Genomic DNA, 17751 nt, shown 5'->3' with positions numbered 1-17751 from the left:
TATGACAACTGTGCAAGAAGCCGTGCCGAACCTGATACCTACCCAGGATGCCACCCCGCGCCCAGCGCCGAAGAAGGTGGAAGCCGGGGTCAAGCTGCGTGGTGCCGAAAAGGTGGCGCGCATCCCGGTGAAGATCATCCCCACCGAAGAGCTGCCGAAGAAGCCCGACTGGATCCGCGTGCGTATCCCGGTGTCGCCCGAGGTAGACCGCATCAAGCAGCTGCTGCGCAAGCACAAGCTGCATAGCGTATGCGAAGAGGCATCCTGCCCGAACCTCGGCGAGTGCTTCTCCGGTGGTACCGCCACCTTCATGATCATGGGTGACATCTGCACCCGTCGTTGCCCGTTCTGCGACGTTGGCCACGGCCGGCCGAAACCGCTGGACCTGGACGAGCCGAAGAACCTGGCCATCGCCATCGCCGACCTGCGCCTGAAGTACGTGGTGATCACCTCGGTGGACCGCGACGACCTGCGTGACGGTGGTGCCCAGCACTTTGCCGACTGCATCCGCGAAATCCGTGCGCTGTCGCCGGGCGTACAGCTGGAAACCCTGGTGCCGGACTACCGTGGGCGCATGGATATTGCCCTGGAGATCACCGCGCAAGAGCCGCCGGATGTGTTCAACCACAACCTCGAGACCGTGCCGCGCCTGTACAAGGCCGCACGCCCGGGTTCGGACTACGACTGGTCGCTGGACCTGCTGCAGAAGTTCAAGCAGCTGGTGCCGCACGTACCGACCAAGTCGGGCCTGATGCTCGGCCTGGGCGAAACCGATGAGGAAGTGATCGAAGTGATGCACCGCATGCGCGAGCATGACATCGACATGCTCACCCTCGGCCAGTACCTTCAGCCGTCGCGCAGCCACCTGCCGGTGCAGCGGTTTGTCCACCCGGACACCTTCGCCTGGTTCGCCGAGGAAGGTTACAAGATGGGCTTCAAGAACGTCGCTTCCGGCCCGTTGGTGCGTTCTTCGTACCACGCTGACCAGCAGGCTCACGAAGCCAAGATCAAGCTCTGAGCCAAGCACAGAGCCACGCATGCCGATGCGCGCCGAAGGGCCGCATCGGCATTTTTGTTTGTGCCACACGCGCTGCAAGGAGCCGCGATGAATTGCGCCGAAACCTTCCAACCCAGCCTGCCAGCCGCGCTGCCGCGTGATGCCTGTTTTGCCATTGTCGCCCCGGCGGGCGCGGCGCGGCTGGATACGCACAAGGTCAACCAGTGGTTCGTTGATAGAGGCTACAGCTGCCGCATCTATCCGGGAGCCCTTCAGGCCCAGGGCTATCTGGCGGGGCCGGACCGGCAGCGGTTACAGGACCTGCATGATGCCTTTGCCGACCCGGCTATCGACGCCATTCTGTGCATGCGTGGGGGGTACGGTAGCATGCGGCTGCTCGACCAACTCGATTTCGAACTGATCCGGTGCAACCCCAAGCCGCTGATCGGTTACAGCGACATAACCGCGCTGCACACGGCGATCTACCGGCATACCGGGCTGCTCACCTTTCATGGCGGGATGCTCAATGCCGACCTGCTGGGGGCCAAGTTGCCGCCAACCGAGACTTCGTTGCTGGCGCAGCTGGGTGGGCATGTGCGGGCAGGGGAGCAGATCGTGCACCCTGCTGACTTCGCATTGAGCAGCGTGCTGCATGGGGTGGCCAGCGGGCCGCTGCTGGGCGGCAACCTGTCGATGTTGGGCGCGACCCTGGGGACGATTGCCGAACTGGATACGCAGGGCTGCATCCTGTTCATCGAGGACGTCAACGAGCCGCTTTACCGGGTGGATCGCTTGCTGACCCAGCTGCGCCTGGCAGGCAAGCTGGAGGGGGTGAAGGGTGTGCTGGTGGGGGACTTTGCCGGGATTACCACTGCGGCGTTGACGCCTCTGCTGGAGGATATCTTCGCGCCGCTGGGTGTACCGGTGCTGGCCGGGTGGCGCAGTGGGCATTGTGACCCGAATGTGTGCTTGCCGTTGGGGGCTCAGGTAATGCTGGATAGCGGGAGGCAGACATTGGTGTTGGAGCAGGATTTGTTCAAGGCTTGAGATTGTCGGGGCTGCTTTGCAGCCCATCGCGACACAAGGCCGCTCCCACAGGAGAAGTGCTATCGCTTGTGGGAGCGGCCTTGTGTCGCGAAAGGGGCGCAACGCGCCCCCAGCAATCTTACTATTTGCGCAGGCTCTCGAGCAGCTTGTGGGTCGGATACCCATCCGCCGGCCACCCCAGCCCCTGCTGGGCATTGCGGATCGCCTTGCGGGTATTGGCGCCAATGATGCCATCGGCATTGCCGGCTTCGTGCCCATTGCTGTTCAGCAGGTTCTGCAGCTCCATGCGCTCGCTGCGGCTGAGGGGCAGGTCTTCTTTCGGCCAGCTGCCGGCAATGAAGCCCCAGCCCGTGAAGCGATCACCCAGCAGGCTTACTGCCAGCGCGTAGGACGACGAATTGTTGTACTTGAGGATGGCGCGGAAGTTGTCCAGCACCAGGAATGCCGGGCCACGCGCGCCCGCGGGCAGCAGCAGTGCGGCAGACAGCTGGTTGCTACCCACCGGCAACTGGGTACCGGCAGGCAGTTTCACGCCCATCGCAAGCCACTCGCTCACCGGCTTGCGCAGAGCGCCATCGGCCTGCCAGTAATCGAAGCCAGGCGGCACCTGTACCTCGAAGCCCCACGGCTGGCCACGCTTCCAGCCCGAACTCTGCAGATAGTGCGCGGTCGAGGCCAAGGCGTCTGCCGTGCTGTTCCAGATGTCGCGGCGGCCATCGCCGTCGAAGTCCACGGCATGGGTGTTGTAGGTGGTCGGGATGAACTGGGTCTGGCCCATGGCACCGGCCCACGAACCACGCATGGCCTCAGGCTGGATGTCGCCGTGCTGAATGATCTGCAGCGCGGCGATCAGCTGGTCCTGGGCGAACTGCGGGCGTCGGCCCTCATAGGCCAGGGTAGCCAGCGAGCGGATCACCGACTTGTTGCCCTGAAACTGGCCGAAGTTGCTTTCCATGCCCCATACCGCGACCAGCACTTGGCGATCGACACCATAGCTTTGCTCGATGCGGGTCAGCAGTTCGGCGTTCTGCTCCAGCAGCTTCTTGCCGTTGCGCACGCGCAGAGGCGACAGGGCGCCTTCGAGGTATTCCCATACGGGGCGGGTGAACTCCGGCTGGCTGCGATCGGCCTTGATCACGTCCATGTCGGGGGTGACGCCGAGGAAGGCGCGGTCGAACGTATCCTGCGAAATGCCGGCTTGCAGGGCTTGCTGGCGAAAGCCTGCTTGCCATTGCGCGAAGGTTTGCAGAGGCTGGATTTCAGTGCTGGTGTCGGGCGTCGTGCCGGGCAGGGTCACCACAGGGGTGGGCTGGGCGGGGGCCAGCGGCAAGGCATCTGCGGCGGTGGGCTTTTCTGCGCAGGCCACGAGCAGGATGAAACTGGAGGCCGCGATCAGCTGGCGGGTTTTCCAGCGGGGGAGAAGACTGAGGAGCATTCACAGATCCAGAATTGCAGGTCAGGTGACGACCATATCATGCCTGCGCTCTCGATGCTTTCATGCAGCCAAAAAGTAGGAAGCCTCCCAATCTCTCGATTGGAAGGCTTCGCGGCGGTAGCTGCCTTTGCCCTTGTTCGGCTGTTCCTGGCGGCAGCGGAACAGCGGTTGGGCGATGATCGACTTGGCCTTGTTGGGGCCGTGCTTTTTCGGCTTTTTGCTCATGGCGGGGTTCCCCGGTTGGGTGGGTTTCGCAGCGCACTGTAGGGCTTGGGGCAGGGTGGGGCCAATTGATTGTGTATATGGTCGAGATGTTGGGGGGGCATTGCAGCCCTGTGGGAGCGGGCGTGCCCGCGAACACCGGCGAAGCCGGTGCCATCCACTGCGTCGCCTGATTCGCGGGCATGCCCGCTCCCACAGCGGCCCCAGTTACTCGGGAGGGAGTGCCAGGCGCTGGCCGGCCATCAGCAGCGACAAGCGCGCCAGGCCAGTCCACGGCGAGCCCTCGGCCTGGCCCTTGATCTGTGCATCGATACGCTGGGCATCTTGCAGCAACTGCGCCCAGCGCTGCGCCGACAGGCGCTGCAGGGCCTTGCTGACCAGTGGCCGGCGTTTGTCCCAGACCGGTGGGCGGGCCTGGCTGAAAGCCTTCTCCAGCGGTACACCCTGGCTGAACTGCTGGGCCAGCCCCGCCAGTTGGCGCAGCTCTCGGGCCAGGGCCCAGAGAATTACTGGTGGCTCCACGCCTTCACCGCGCAAGCCTTCGAGCATACGCAAGGCATGCGCAGCTTCGCCGTTGAGAATGGCATCGACCAGGCCGAAGACATCGAAGCGGGCGCTGTCGGCGACGGCGGCCTGCACGGTCTCCACGGTGATCTGGTTGCCCTCGGCAAGCAGCTTGAGCTTTTCGATTTCCTGCGCTGCAGCCAGCAGGTTGCCTTCCACGCGTGCGGCGATCAGGTCGACGGCGTCACGCTGTGCCGACAGGCCGGCCTGCTGCAGGCGCTGGTTGATCCACTGCGGCAGCTGGTGCACATCCACCGGCCAGATCTGGATGAACTGGCAGTGGGCACCTTCGATCAGCGCCTTGCCCCACTTGGTCTTCTGCGCGCTGCCGTCGAGCTTGGGCAGGCTGACCAGCAGCAAGGTGTCTTCGGCAGGGTTGGCGCAGTATTCCATCAGCGCAGCAGCGCCCTTGTCACCAGGCTTGCCCGAGGGCAAGCGCAATTCCAGCAGGCGGCGCTGGGCGAACAGGGACAGGCTGGCGCCAGCCTGGAGCAGGGTGCCCCAGTCGAAGTTGGCGTCGGCACTGAAGACCTGGCGTTCGTCGAAGCCCTGCTGGCGCGCGGCGTTGCGGATGGCGTCGGCGGCTTCCTGGCACAGCAGCGGGTCGTCGCCGCTGACCACGTAGACCGGTGCCAGGGCGCCTTGCAGGTGCTTGTTGAGTTGGGCGGGAGCGAGCTTCATGGGAAACAGGCGGGGTACCCGAAGGTACCCCGCTCGGGCTTAGTTGCCCGGTACTTCCAGTGGCGACTGCTGAGGCGTTTCGGCCTGCTGGCGGCGAGCGGCCTCCAGCGCAGCGGCTTCGGCCTTGGCACGTTCGTCGGCTTGACGCTGCAGCTCGTCCAGCTGGGACGGGGTCAGCAACTGCAGGCGAACGACCATGGCGTTGACCAGGTCGCGACGCATTTCTTCGCGGGCGCGGACGGCTTCCTGCTCGGAGCCGGTGATGTTCGAGCCGTCACGCAAGTAGATCTTGCGCACTTCCAGCTTGTCGCTCATCAGCTCCAGGTTGTTCAGGCCCTGGATACTGTAGTTCAGCACGGTGGTCAGCTCGTACTCGGCGGTACGGTTGCCGCTGTTGTAGGTCGCCGAGCGCTCGCGCTCCTGCTCGTTGGTCAGCACCAGGCGGTACGGTGCACCAGCGTGCACGTTGACGCCGCTACGCTGCAGTACTTCACGCAGCTGGACCACGGTCGGGCCGTAGGCGTTGCGTGCGCTTACGTCCATTTCCTTCACGCTCAGTTCGGTGGAGCCGGTGCCGCGCAGCTGGAAACCGCAGGCGCTGAGCATGACCGCCAGGCCAATTACCAGCAAATTGCGTTTGATCATGTTGTTGCTCCCTTGTGGGCCTGTTCGCCCGCCCGCAGTGCCTGCGGGCGGGCGTTGCCATCAGTTGGCGACGATGTTGACCAGCTTGCCCGGAACCACGATGACCTTGCGGATGGTCAGGCCATCGATGAAGCGCAGGACGTTCTCGTTGCTGCGCGCCGCGGCTTCGATTTCTTCGCGGCTGGCGGCGGCCGGCATTTCGACCTGTCCACGCAGCTTGCCGTTGACCTGCACCACCAGGGTGACGGTGTCCTGTACCAAGGCTGCCTCGTCGACGGTTGGCCAGTTGGCGTCGATGACTGCTTGCTGGTGGCCCAGCTGTTGCCACAGCTCGTGGGAGATGTGCGGGGTGATCGGAGCTAGCAGCAGGGTGACGGCCTCCAGGCCTTCCTGCAGCAGGGCACGGTCCTGTTCAGTGGCTTGCGGGGCCTTTTCCAGCACGTTCATCACGGTCATCACCTGGGCGATGGCGGTGTTGAACTTGTGGAACTGACCCACGTCGGTGCTGGCCTGCTTGATGGCGGCGTGGATGGCGCGGCGGATGACCTTCTGCGCGTCGTCCAGGGCGGCGACATCCAGCTTGCCCGGCAGGCCTTGGGCCACGTGGGCCTGGGCCAGGCGCCAGACGCGGCGCAGGAAGCGGCTGGCGCCTTCGACGCCGGAGTCGGACCATTCCAGGCTCATATCGGGCGGCGAGGCGAACATCATGAACAGGCGGCAGGTGTCGGCGCCGTACTGGTCGATCATCGATTGCGGGTCGACGCCGTTGTTCTTCGACTTCGACATCTTCTCGGTGCCACCGATTTCCACCGGCAGGCCGTCGGTCTTCAGACGGGCGCCAATGATCTTGGCCTTGGCATCGCGCTCGACTTCGACATCGGCCGGGTTGAACCAGTCCTTGCCGCCGTTGCTGGCCACACGGTAGTAGGTTTCGGCGACCACCATGCCCTGGGTCAGCAGGTTCTTGAACGGCTCGTTCGAGGTGACCAGGCCTTCGTCACGCATCAGCTTGTGGAAGAAGCGCGCGTACAGCAGGTGCAGGATGGCGTGCTCGATACCGCCGATGTACTGGTCGACCGGCAGCCAGTAGTTGGCCGCTTTCGGGTCGACCATGCCACCTTCGTAGTTCGGCGAGGCGTAGCGGGCGAAGTACCAGGACGACTCGACGAAGGTGTCCATGGTGTCGGTTTCGCGCTTGGCCGCGGTGCCGCATTTCGGGCAGTTGCACTCGTAGAATTCAGGCATGCGCGCCAGTGGCGAACCGGCACCGTCCGGCACCACGTTCTCCGGCAGGGTGACCGGCAGCTGGTCTTCCGGCACCGGTACGTCGCCGCAGGACGGGCAGTGGATGATCGGGATCGGGCAGCCCCAGTAGCGCTGGCGGCTGATACCCCAGTCACGCAGGCGGAACTGGGTACGCGATTTGCCCAGCTCCTTGCGGATCAGGGCGGCTTCGATGGCGTCGAAGGCACCGGCGAAGTCCAGGCCGTCGAATTCGCCGGAGTTGATCAGCTGGCCGTGCTCGCCATAGGCGGCCAGCCACTCGTTGCCGACTTCATCGCCAGCGCTGGTGCGCACCACCGCCTTGACCGGCAGGTTGTACTTGTGGGCGAACTCGAAGTCGCGCTCGTCGTGGGCCGGCACGGCCATGACGGCGCCATCGCCGTAGTGCATCAGCACGTAGTTGGCGACCCATACCGGCAGCTTCTCGCCGGTCAGCGGGTGCTCGACCAGCAGGGAAGTGGCCATGCCCTTCTTCTCCTGGGTGGCCATGTCGGCTTCGGCAACGCTGCCGCTCTTGCACTCATCGATGAACGCCTGCAGCGCCGGGTTGCCCTGGGCGGCTTGGGTGGCCAGCGGGTGTTCGGCGGCGACGGCGACGTAGGTGGCACCCATCAGCGTGTCGGGACGGGTGGTGAAGACCTTGAGGGTGCCTTCGTGGCCGATGCTGGCCAGGTCGTACGGGAACTGCACTTCCATGCCGCGCGACTTGCCGATCCAGTTGCGCTGCATGGTCTTGACCTGCTCAGGCCAGCCCGGCAGCTCGTCGAGGCTTTCCAGCAGCTCGTCTGCGTAGTCGGTGATGCGGAAATAGTACATCGGGATTTCGCGCTTCTCGATCAGCGCGCCCGAACGCCAGCCACGGCCGTCGATGACCTGCTCGTTGGCCAGTACGGTCTGGTCCGCCGGGTCCCAGTTCACGGTACCGTTCTTGCGGTAGATGATGCCTTTCTCGAACAGGCGGGTGAACAGCCACTGCTCCCAGCGGTAGTAGTCGGGCTTGCAGGTGGTGACTTCACGTGCCCAGTCGATGGCCAGACCCAGGCTCTTGAGCTGGGTCTTCATGTAGTCGATGTTTTCGTACGTCCACTTGGCCGGGGCGACGTTGTTCTTCATCGCCGCGTTTTCCGCGGGCATACCGAATGCGTCCCAGCCCATCGGCTGCAGGACGTTCTTGCCCAGCATGCGCTGGTAGCGGGCAATCACGTCACCGATGGTGTAGTTGCGCACGTGGCCCATGTGTAGCTTGCCGCTCGGGTACGGGAACATCGACAGGCAGTAGTAGGTGTCCTTGCCTGGCTGTTCGGTAACAGCGAACGATTGTTGCTCGTCCCAGAACTTCTGGGCGGCGGCTTCGATATCACGGGGCGTGTATTGTTCGTGCATGGCTACTTTTTGCTGAGAGGGAAGAGACCTTGTTCCAGGCAGCGGAACCTCGCTGCGTCCGGCACTCCGGTGTCGTTTAGAGTGAACGCCGTAGCATACAGCAGCGCCGCGCATCGTGGGAAACCTTCGTTGCGAATGCCCGCTGGTCGCGGCACACGGCTGCTTTTTTGAACGACGCTAAGCTCAGGTGTGGGGGGAGATATTCTTATCTTCAATGAGGTGAACGGATGGGAGAGACGCAGCTACCCGCAATCAGACCGGAGCTATACGAACGCCTGATCGACCGGCTTGGCCTGGCGCTGGAAGTGGCCAGGACCTCGGTGCGATTGCGCGACGAAATGCCAGCCGAGCTGGAATTGCGTGGCCTGAGCCACGCAGAGTTCGAACTGATCAAGGCCTACCTGGATTCCCTCCCGGAGCGCCACAATGCCTGTGTCGGCAGTTACCCACAAGCGGAGCCGACATCGGCCAAGATCATCTGGCTCAAGGACAAGAAACGCCCCGCCAGCACGGCGAGATCCAGGACGCTGCCGCATCGCTAGCCGTTCAGGACGCCAGGCGCAGGCTATCGCGCGCCGGTTCTTAAATTTTGCACAGCTCACGATCGGCGCCGGCCACACCCTTGTTGACCGGCGTCGATCCCTCTAGGCTGCACGCCTGCCAAGGAGGTGTGGCCAATGTCGATCCGATTCTTCGTCAAACAATGGCTGATGCCGCCAGGCGTCCTATTCCTGCTGCTGCTTGTGGCGTGGTGGCTGCGCCGCCGTCGGCCCCGGCTGGCAGCGCTGTGCTTTGCCCTGGGCCTTGGTGGCCTGTGGCTGATGAGCCTGCCGCTGGTGGTGCAGGAAACCGCTCGTGTGCTCGAGACAGAAGCGCCACTGGCGGTAAGCGATTGGACAGGCCTGGCAAACCGGGCAGATGCCATCGTGGTGCTGGGCGCGGGGCGTGAGCGAGGTGACCCGGCCTGGGGTGGTGGCGACCAGCCCACAGCCACGGCGCTGGAGCGCATGCGCTTTGCCGCACGGCTGGCCAAGGCTTCGGGCTTGCCGGTGTTGACCAGTGGCGGGTTGCACTATGGCTCGCCGCCGAGCGAGGCGCAGTTGATGGCTGATCGCCTGCGTGAAGATTTCGGTGTCGAGGTGAAATGGCGAGAGGAGGGCAGCCGCACTACCTGGGAGAATGCCCGGCTGACGGCCAAGGTGCTGCAGCCGTTGGGAATTCGCCGTGTGGTCGTGGTGACCCAGGCCTGGCACATGCAGCGCTCGCGCTGGAGCTTCGAGCAGGCGGGGTTCGAGGTGGTGCCGGCGCCAGTCGGGTTCCTCGGGCGCGATCATGCGCGGCCGTTCGGCGGGTTGCTGCCGGAGAGCCGGGCGATGTGGCAGAGCGGGCAGTTGCTCAATGAAGTGGCCGGGTTGGTGGGGTATCGGCTGTTCTACTGAGCCTTGTACTGCCTGCACCGGCCTCTTCGCGGGCACGCCCGCTCCCACAGGTACACCGCAGGCCATGGGCTTGTGCGGTCCCTGTGGGAGCGGGTTTACCCGCGAAGAGGCCGGTACAGGAAAACTCAAACGGTCTTGGCAATGCGCCCGGCCAGCAACGCCCAACCCAGCAGCAATGCGCAGACTATCGCCAGCGGCCACGACCGCCATTGCAGGTACGGCGTCAGCTTCTGCATCGGCACCACCTCGCCATACAGCACCGCCTGCTGGAACTGCGGTACCTGCGTGGTAATGCGGCCAAACGGGTCGATCAGCGCGGTCACGCCATTGTTGGTGGCGCGGATCATCCAGCGCCCGGCTTCCAGCGCGCGCATCTGTGCCATCTGCAGGTGCTGCAACGGGCCGATCGAGGTACCGAACCAGGTGTCGTTGCTGATGGTCAGCAGCAGGTCGCTGCGGGCCGCCAGGCCGGCGGCGAATTCGGGGTAGACCACTTCGTAGCAGATGTACGGCGCAATCTGGTAGCCCTTGGCCTGCAGCAGCGGCTGGTCTTCCGGCCCGCGGGCGAAGTCCGACATGGGCAGGTTGAAGAACTCGATCAGGCCACGCAGCATGTCCTGCAGCGGCACATACTCCCCAAAAGGCACCAGCTTCTGCTTGAGGTAGGTGCCATCGCCTTCACCAGTGACGGTGATGCCGTTGTAGTAGCGGCGCTGGTGATGCACCACTTCACGCACCGGCACGCCGGTAATCAGCGCCGAATGCCGCTCGGCGGCAAACCGGCCCATCACGTCGATATAGCCTTGGGCCTGGTCCTTGAGCACCGGGACCGCGGTTTCCGGCCACACCAGCAGGTCTACCGGCCTGGAGCTGAAGCTCAGGTCACGGTACAGCGCCAGTTGCGCATCGATGTGTGCCGGGTCCCATTTCAGGTCCTGCTCGACGTTGCCCTGGATGGCCGCCACTTTCAGTGGGTCGCCCGCCGGCTTGGTCCAGGCATGGCCCTTGAGCGCCAGGCCCAGCACCCACGGGGCCAGCAACAGCAGGCAGCCCACCGCGAGGAACGAGGGGCGGGCGCGCAGGCGGTGCACGTTGCACAACAGGGCAGCGGTCAGGGCCAGTGCGAAGGAAATCAGCCACACGCCACCCAGCGGTGCCAGGCCGGCCAGCGGGCCGTCCAGCTGGCTGTAGCCGGCGTAGAGCCAGGGGAAGCCGGTCAGGAACCAGCCGCGGAAGGCCTCTTGCAGCAGCCACAGGGCGGCAAAGCACAAGGCGTCGGCCAGTGGTGCTTCGGTGCGGCGCAGCCAGCGTGCCCACAGCCAGGTGGGCAGGGCGAAGAACCAGGCCAGGGCGGCGAAGAAGGCCAGCAGCAGCAGGATCGCCAGCAGCGGCGAGGCACCGCCGTAGGTGTTCATGCTGACGTAGATCCACCAGGTACCGGCACCGTACAGGCCGAAGCCGAGCCACCAGCCGCGCCACATGGCCTGGCGCGGGCTGAGCTCGCGCAGGCCGAGGTAGAGCAGGGCGATGGACAACACGGCCAAGGGCCAGATGTCGAAAGGCGCCAGGGCCAGGAGGGTGGAGGCACCGGCCGCCAGGGCCAGCAGGTTACCGGGCCAGCCGGGGCGGGTGATCCAACGCATGTTTGTCCTTAACGGGTGATCGGTGTCAGGCGCAGCAAGTGTATCCGCCGGCTGTCGGCATTGAGAATACGGAACTTGTAAGGGCCGATCTCGGTGGTCTCGTTGCGCTTGGGCAGGTGACCGAAGGCGCTCATTACCAGGCCGCCGACGGTGTCGAACTCGTCATCGGAGAATTCGCTGTCGAAGAACTCGTTGAAGTTTTCGATCGGGGTAAGCGCCTTGACCAGGAAGTCGCCGCTGGGCAGCGGTTTGATGTAGCTGTCTTCCTCGACGTCGTGCTCGTCCTCGATATCGCCGACGATCTGCTCCAGCACGTCCTCGATGGTGACCAGGCCGGCCACGCCGCCGTACTCGTCGATGACGATGGCCATGTGGTTATGGTTGGCGCGGAACTCGCGCAGCAGCACGTTCAGGCGCTTGGACTCGGGCACGAAAGTGGCCGGGCGCAGCAGGTCCTTGATGTTGAAGCTGTCGCCATTCTCCTTGAGGATCAGCGGCAGCAGGTCCTTGGCGAGCAGGATCCCGAGCACATCGTCGTGGCTTTCGCCGATCACCGGGTAGCGCGAGTGCGCAGCGTCGATCACCGCCGGCAGGAACTCGCGGGGCGACTGGCTGGCCTTGATGCTGATCATCTGCGAACGCGGCACCATGATGTCGCGAACCTGTAGGTCGGCCACCTGGATAGCGCCTTCGACGATGGTCAGCGCTTCGCTGTCCAGCAGTTTGTTCTGATGGGCTTCGCGCAGCAGTTCAAGGAGTTGCTGGCGGTTTTTCGGCTCATGGGCAAAAGCCTGGGTCAGTTTACCCAGCCAGGACTTCTGCCCGTTGCTCGATCGATCTTCGCTCATGGCGGTTCTCGTGATCCTTCGTGTTTCAGTGTGTGATGGTGTCGGTTTCATCGTCGGCGTACGGGTCGGGATGACCCAGTTCTGCCAGCAATTCCCGTTCCAGGCCTTCCATTTCCTCGGCTTCCTCATCCTCGATGTGGTCGTAGCCGAGCAGGTGCAGGCAACCGTGTATGACCAGGTGTGCCCAGTGCGCTTCCAGCGACTTGCCTTGATCGGCGGCTTCGCGCTCGACCACTGGCACGCAGATCACCAGGTCGCCCAGCAACGGGATATCGAGCAGGTCGTCGGGGACGTCGGCCGGGAACGACAGCACATTGGTCGCGTAGTCCTTGTGCCGGTAGGTGTGGTTCAGCTCGCGGCCTTCGGCTTCGTCGACCAGGCGAATAGTCATTTCCGAATCGGCGCTGCGCTGGCGCAGGGCCAGTTCGCACCAGCGGCGAAAGGCGGTGTCATCCGGGGCGGCAGCATCCGTGGCCCGTTGAATATCGAGTTCAAGCATCTTTGCCGGGCGCCTCGGGCTTGGCCTGGCGGGCATCGAAGCGGTCGTAGGCCTCGACAATGCGCTGCACCAGTGGGTGACGAACCACATCTTTGGGTTGGAAGTGGGTGAAGCTGATCCCCGGAACGTCCTTCAGCACCTCGATGACGTGTGCCAGGCCTGACTTGGTGCCGCGGGGCAGGTCAACCTGGGTGATGTCACCGGTGATGACCGCGGTGGAGCCAAAGCCGATACGGGTAAGGAACATCTTCATCTGTTCCAGCGTGGTGTTCTGGCTCTCGTCGAGGATGATGAAGCTGTTGTTCAGGGTACGGCCACGCATGTAGGCCAGCGGCGCGATCTCGATCACCTGGCGCTCGATCAGCTTGGCCACATGTTCGAAGCCGAGCATTTCGTACAGGGCGTCGTACAGCGGGCGCAGGTACGGGTCGATCTTCTGGGCAAGGTCGCCGGGCAGGAAGCCGAGCTTTTCGCCCGCCTCGACCGCCGGGCGCACCAGCAGGATCCGGCGCACCTGTTCGCGTTCCAGCGCGTCCACGGCGCAGGCCACGGCCAGGTAGGTCTTGCCGGTACCGGCCGGGCCGATGCCGAAGTTGATGTCGTTGGCCAGGATTTCTTTTACGTAGCGTTGCTGGTTGACTCCGCGCGGGCGGATGTTGCCCTTGCGCGTGCGCAGCGACACGCTGACCTCGTTGACGGCCGGGTTGTCGATGTTCTCGACGGTCGATTCCTGCAGGTACAGATGCACGGTTTCCGGTGACAGGTCGCTGGCCTTCGTCTCGCGGTAGAGACGGCGCAGCAGTTGTTCGGCAGCGGAGGTGGTCTTGGGTTCGCCGATCAGTTCGAACTGATTGCCGCGGTTGCGGATCTCGATGGCCAGGCGCTGTTCGATCAGGCGCAGGTGCTCGTCGAACTGGCCGCACAAGTTGGCGAAACGGTGGGCCTCGAAAGGTTCGAGGATGAAGCGATGGGGTTGTATGGGTGCGTTCAAGGTCGTTTTTAGCCGCTCGACGGCAATGAATGTGAACTCAAGAATAACCCTTGAATGGCAGTGGCGAAAGCACTGAAACGTTCAACGGTATGTATGGCCTGTTCCGGCCTCTTCGCGGGCACTGGTATGATGCCCGCCTTTTCTTACGCATGTGTTATCCCGACGAACATGAGCAAACGCGAACCTGCCATCTATAAAGTGATCTTCCTCAACCAGGGGCAGGTCTTCGAGATGTATGCCAAGCAGATCTACCAGAGCGACCTGTGGGGGTTCCTGGAAATCGAGGAGTTCGTGTTCGGCGAGCGTTCGCAGCTGGTGGTGGACCCGAGCGAGGAGAAGCTCAAGAGCCAGTTCGATGGGGTGATCCGCAGCTTCGTGCCGATGCACTCGATCGTGCGCATCGACGAGGTGGAGCGACTGGGCACGGCTAAGATCAGTGAAGCCAAGGGCGGCGGCAACGTGATGCCGTTCCCCATGCCGATGCCGGAAAAGTAACCCTCAGGGGAGTGGCGAGAACGGCGTGCGCCCTTCGGCGTTCTGCAGTTCCAGCAGGTACTTGCGGAAGATCTGGCCGAGCACCTGGGTGGCATGCTCCAGCTCGTCGCGGGGCATTTGCTCGGTCACTTCGTCGGCCATGTCCAGCGCATCCTCGGCGCCGTTGACCGCGGCCATCTTCAGCAGTATGTAGGCCTGCACATTGTTGGCCTTGACCCCTTCGCCACGGAAGAACATGGCGCCCAGGCGGTACTGGGCCTCGGCATGGCCTTGCAGCGAGGCCTTTTCGAACCAGTTCAGGGCTTTGCCCAGGTTTTTCGGCGTTTGCGTGTAGTAGTACTCGCCCAGTTCGAATTGCGCCTGGGCATCCCCCGCCGTTGCCGTCTGCTCACAAGCCTTGAGGGCGTTTGCCAGGTCTTCAGGCTGGACATTCAAGGTGCAGCGGCCCGTCGCCGGAATGAGCAACGAGTTACCGCCCTCCGCCAGAGCCAGCAGGGGCTGAAGAAGCAACAGGCAGCCCAGGGTCAGGGCGCGGCCGGTGCGGTTCATGGGGATCGACTTACCTCTGCAAAGCTGCGGCCAATGTCTCTGGTGGCACATTATGGGATAAGCAGCGCCAACCTTACAAAGTTTTACTCGAATTTCTGCTTGGTTGGGGAAGTCAGCTGATTGTGCATGGGTATTTGTTGCCTGTACCGGCCTCTTCGCGGGTAAACCCGCTCCCACAGGGACCGCACCGCTTTCACGGGGGCGCAGTCCCTGTGGGAGCGGGTTTACCCGCGAAGAGCCCGGTACAGGCTGAAAATTACTTCAGGGCTGCAAAAGCCTTTTCAGCCGCATCCAGGGTGATCTGCAGCTCCTTGTCCCCATGGGCGATGGAGGTAAAACCGGCCTCGAACGCGCTCGGCGCCAGGTACACGCCACCATCGAGCATCAGGTGGAAGAAGCGCTTGAAGCGCTCGGCATCGCTGGCCATCACGTCTTCGAAGGTGACGATGTCGTCGGCGCCGCTGAAGTACAGGCCGAACATTGCACCGGCCTGGGTGGTGACGAACGGCACGCCAGCGGCATCGGCGCGCTGTTGCAGGCCGTCGAGCATGCGGCTGGTGTAGTCGGTCAGCTCGGCGTGGAAGCCCGGGCGGCTGATCAGCTTCAGGGTGGTCAGGCCGGCGGCCATGGCCAGCGGGTTACCCGACAGGGTACCGGCCTGGTAGACCGGGCCGAGCGGGGCAATGCAGCCCATGATTTCACGCTTGCCGCCGAAGCAGCCGACCGGCATGCCGCCGCCGACGATCTTGCCGAAGGTCGACAGGTCCGGCTTGATGCCATAGTGGCCCTGGGCGCCGCCGAGCGAAACGCGGAAACCGGTCATCACTTCGTCGAAGATCAACACCACGCCGTGCTTGTCGCACTGCTCGCGCAGGCCTTCGAGGAAGCCTGGCGCCGGCGGTACGCAGTTCATGTTGCCGGCTACCGGCTCGACGATGATGCAGGCTACGGTCTGGCCGACTTCGGCCAGGGTCTTCTCGACGGCGGCGATGTCGTTGAACGGCAGGGTCAGGGTGTGTTTGGCGAAGTCCGCCGGCACGCCCGCCGAGCTCGGCACACCCTGGGTCAGCAGGCCGGAGCCTGCTTTTACCAGCAGGCTGTCGGAGTGGCCGTGGTAGCAGCCTTCGAACTTGATGATGGCGTCACGGCCGGTGTAGCCACGGGCCAGGCGGATGGCGCTCATGGTGGCTTCGGTGCCCGAGCTGACCATGCGCACCATCTCCATGGATGGCACCAGCGAGCAGACCAGGTCGGCCATCTCGGTTTCCATGGCGGTCGGGGCGCCATAGGACAGGCCGTGCTCCAGCTGCCTGCGTACCGAGTCCAGTACCTCCGGGTGGCCGTGGCCGAGGATCATCGGGCCCCAGGAGCCGACGTAGTCGACGTAGCGCTTGTCATCCTCGTCAACGACGTAGGCGCCTTCGGCATGCTTGAAGAACAGCGGCGTGCCGCCAACGCTCTTGAAAGCGCGGACCGGCGAGTTGACGCCACCGGGGATGTGCTTCTGGGCTTGGGCGAACAGGGCTTCGGAACGGGACATGGGGATCTCTCGAATCAGGATGCGAACAAGGCGTTGAAGGCGCGGGCGCGGCGGGTGACTTTCTGCGCGCTGTCGGCACCGAACAGGCCGTGGATCACCGCCAGCAGGTCGGCGCCATGGGCGACCAGCGGGGCGGCGTTGTCGAGGGTAATGCCGCCGATCACCGCGATCGGCAGTTTCACCTGGGCGCGGGCCTGCTCCAGCAATTCGATGTTGGCAGCGGGTGCACCCGGCTTGGTGACAGAATTGAAGAAGCGGCCAAAGGCCACGTAGCTGGCGCCTTCGCTGGCAGCCTGCGCGGCCAGCTCGAGGCTGGCGTGGCAGGTGGAGCCAATGATTGCCTGGCGTCCGAGCAATGCGCGGGCCGGGGTCAGCGGGCCGTCGGTCTGGCCCAGGTGCACGCCGACGCCCAGGCGCGCGGCCAGTTCGGCGTCGTCGTTGATGATCAGCTGAGTGCCGTAGCGCTCGCAGAGCTGCATCAGCCCTTCAGCTTCGCGCAGGCGGCGTGCCGCGTCGTCACTTTTGTCGCGGTACTGCAGCAGGCATACGCCGCCTTCCAGTGCCGCCTCGACATGGGACAGGAAACGGCCAGCGAGCAGCTGGCTGTCGGTGATGGCGTACAGACCGCGTAGCTTCATTGGAGGCCTCGTGTCAGGAGCAGAAATCCAGCGGCAGGCGGCGCGGCACGAACTGGCCCTTGCCCAGCTGTTCGGCGTCACGCAGGGTGCGCCAGGTGTAGTCCAGGGCGCTGCGGACGGCGCTTTCCAGCTGCTCGCCAAGGGCCAGGCGGCCGGCCAGGGCACTGGCCAGGGTGCAGCCCGAACCGTGGTAGCTGCCCGGCAGGCGCTGGCAGGTCCAGGTGTGGTGCTGGCCGTCGCGGCTGTACAGGCGGTTGTGAATTTCGTCTTCGTCGCCGTGACCGCCGGTAATCAGCAGGTGTCTACAGAACGGCAACAGTTTCTCGGCACACTCGTCGGCGGTGCCTTCGGGCAGTTCGGCAAGGATGCGGGCTTCGGGCAGGTTCGGCGTGGCGATGGTCGCCAGCGGCAGCAGGCGTTCGCGCAGGGCGTAGCCCACTTCGTCCTTGCCCAGGCGACCACCACCACCGGCACGCAGCACTGGGTCGCAGACCAGCGGCAGATGCGGGTGGGCCGCCAGCAGTTCGGCGACGGTGTCGACCATTTCGATCGAACCGAGCATGCCGAGTTTGACGGCGGCCACCGAGGAGTCGGCCAGCACGGCGTTGGCCTGGGCCAGCACCCACTCGCGGTCGAGCACGCGGAAGTCGGAAACGTTGACGGTATCCTGCACGGTCAGGGCGGTCACTGCGGGTGCGGCATGACAGCCTTGGGCGATCAGGGCTTCGATATCTGCCTGCAGGCCGGCGCCGCCACTGGGGTCGTGGCCGGAGAGACAGAGGACAACGGGGCGGGAGCTGTAGGTATTCATGGTCGGCGAGCTTACCACCAATCCTGTTTGGGCGGATCGT

At 64.2% G+C, this 17751-nt stretch carries 18 protein-coding genes; 5 read left to right on the top strand and 13 right to left on the bottom strand.

All coding sequences use genetic code 11. The features are described 5' to 3' along the window. The first annotated feature begins 1 nt into the window (after position 1). Positions 2–1018 carry a lipoyl synthase gene (gene lipA / locus KDB76_RS25415; RefSeq protein ID WP_003257574.1) on the top strand — a complete coding sequence of 339 codons (1017 nt, stop codon included), beginning with the start codon at positions 2–4 and terminating at the stop codon, positions 1016–1018. An 87-nt stretch (positions 1019–1105) separates the two neighbouring features. Beyond that, a complete protein-coding gene (locus KDB76_RS25410; protein WP_013974350.1) occupies positions 1106–2044 on the top strand; it encodes an LD-carboxypeptidase in 939 nt (312 codons plus the stop codon). A gap of 121 nt (positions 2045–2165) precedes the next feature. Here the strand turns inward: KDB76_RS25410 and KDB76_RS25405 are convergent, their stop codons facing one another. The 5 genes from KDB76_RS25405 to leuS form a co-directional block, all read right to left on the bottom strand. Beyond that, positions 2166–3479 carry a lytic murein transglycosylase gene (locus KDB76_RS25405; RefSeq protein ID WP_013974349.1) on the bottom strand — a complete coding sequence of 438 codons (1314 nt, stop codon included), beginning with the start codon at positions 3477–3479 and terminating at the stop codon, positions 2166–2168. Positions 3480–3539: 60 nt separating this feature from the next. Next, entirely contained in the window at positions 3540–3704 is a 165-nt protein-coding gene (gene arfA / locus KDB76_RS25400) for an alternative ribosome rescue factor ArfA (RefSeq protein ID WP_003257578.1), read from the bottom strand. Between the two features lie 204 nt (positions 3705–3908). Continuing rightward, positions 3909–4946, bottom strand: a complete 1038-nt coding sequence (holA, locus tag KDB76_RS25395; RefSeq protein WP_013974348.1) for a DNA polymerase III subunit delta — start codon at positions 4944–4946, stop codon at positions 3909–3911. A gap of 39 nt (positions 4947–4985) precedes the next feature. Further along, a complete protein-coding gene (gene lptE / locus KDB76_RS25390) occupies positions 4986–5591 on the bottom strand; it encodes an LPS assembly lipoprotein LptE (RefSeq protein WP_024087788.1) in 606 nt (201 codons plus the stop codon). A gap of 60 nt (positions 5592–5651) precedes the next feature. Further along, positions 5652–8258 carry a leucine--tRNA ligase gene (gene leuS, locus KDB76_RS25385; protein WP_038410160.1) on the bottom strand — a complete coding sequence of 869 codons (2607 nt, stop codon included), beginning with the start codon at positions 8256–8258 and terminating at the stop codon, positions 5652–5654. Positions 8259–8485: 227 nt separating this feature from the next. On the opposite strand from leuS, the gene KDB76_RS25380 reads away from it, so the two are divergent. Together KDB76_RS25380 and KDB76_RS25375 are read left to right on the top strand one after the other, a co-directional pair. After that, entirely contained in the window at positions 8486–8800 is a 315-nt protein-coding gene (locus tag KDB76_RS25380; RefSeq protein WP_003257582.1) for a hypothetical protein, read from the top strand. 135 nt (positions 8801–8935) lie between these two features. Beyond that, a complete protein-coding gene (locus tag KDB76_RS25375; protein ID WP_013974345.1) occupies positions 8936–9697 on the top strand; it encodes an ElyC/SanA/YdcF family protein in 762 nt (253 codons plus the stop codon). A 125-nt stretch (positions 9698–9822) separates the two neighbouring features. On the opposite strand, the gene lnt is transcribed toward KDB76_RS25375, so the two are convergent. The 4 genes from lnt to KDB76_RS25355 are packed head-to-tail and all read right to left on the bottom strand — an operon-like array spanning position 9823 to position 13678. Beyond that, positions 9823–11340 carry an apolipoprotein N-acyltransferase gene (gene lnt, locus KDB76_RS25370; RefSeq protein WP_038410159.1) on the bottom strand — a complete coding sequence of 506 codons (1518 nt, stop codon included), beginning with the start codon at positions 11338–11340 and terminating at the stop codon, positions 9823–9825. Between the two features lie 8 nt (positions 11341–11348). Then, positions 11349–12188 (bottom strand): HlyC/CorC family transporter, encoded by an 840-nt coding sequence (locus KDB76_RS25365; protein WP_003257584.1) that lies wholly within the window; start codon positions 12186–12188, stop codon positions 11349–11351. Positions 12189–12213: 25 nt separating this feature from the next. Continuing rightward, positions 12214–12687: an rRNA maturation RNase YbeY gene (gene ybeY, locus KDB76_RS25360; protein WP_013974343.1), complete on the bottom strand. Its 474-nt coding sequence runs from the start codon at positions 12685–12687 to the stop codon at positions 12214–12216. Beyond that, complete coding sequence (locus KDB76_RS25355) at positions 12680–13678, bottom strand: PhoH family protein (RefSeq protein WP_013974342.1); 999 nt, start codon at positions 13676–13678, stop codon at positions 12680–12682. Before KDB76_RS25355 ends, ybeY begins: the two co-directional genes overlap by 8 nt. A gap of 168 nt (positions 13679–13846) precedes the next feature. Here KDB76_RS25355 and KDB76_RS25350 point away from each other — a divergent pair, with 168 nt between their 5' ends. After that, positions 13847–14173 (top strand): DUF1820 family protein, encoded by a 327-nt coding sequence (locus KDB76_RS25350; protein ID WP_013974341.1) that lies wholly within the window; start codon positions 13847–13849, stop codon positions 14171–14173. Between the two features lie 3 nt (positions 14174–14176). On the opposite strand, the gene KDB76_RS25345 is transcribed toward KDB76_RS25350, so the two are convergent. The 4 genes from KDB76_RS25345 to KDB76_RS25330 form a co-directional block, all read right to left on the bottom strand. Next, positions 14177–14722: a sel1 repeat family protein gene (locus tag KDB76_RS25345; RefSeq protein WP_003257587.1), complete on the bottom strand. Its 546-nt coding sequence runs from the start codon at positions 14720–14722 to the stop codon at positions 14177–14179. A gap of 256 nt (positions 14723–14978) precedes the next feature. Then, positions 14979–16262, bottom strand: coding sequence for a glutamate-1-semialdehyde 2,1-aminomutase (hemL, locus tag KDB76_RS25340; RefSeq protein ID WP_013974339.1), 1284 nt, complete (start codon positions 16260–16262; stop codon positions 14979–14981). A 14-nt stretch (positions 16263–16276) separates the two neighbouring features. After that, the gene (gene thiE, locus KDB76_RS25335; protein WP_013974338.1) at positions 16277–16900 is read right to left on the bottom strand and encodes a thiamine phosphate synthase; all 624 of its coding nucleotides are present in this window, start codon (positions 16898–16900) and stop codon (positions 16277–16279) included. Positions 16901–16913: 13 nt separating this feature from the next. Next, complete coding sequence (locus KDB76_RS25330) at positions 16914–17711, bottom strand: hydroxymethylpyrimidine/phosphomethylpyrimidine kinase (RefSeq protein WP_024087784.1); 798 nt, start codon at positions 17709–17711, stop codon at positions 16914–16916. Positions 17712–17751: the final 40 nt, after the last annotated feature.

It is taken from the genome of Pseudomonas sp. JS425, assembly GCF_018223845.1.
Taxonomy (GTDB): domain Bacteria; phylum Pseudomonadota; class Gammaproteobacteria; order Pseudomonadales; family Pseudomonadaceae; genus Aquipseudomonas; species Aquipseudomonas asiatica.
This window is presented reverse-complemented; position numbering and strand designations above follow the sequence as displayed.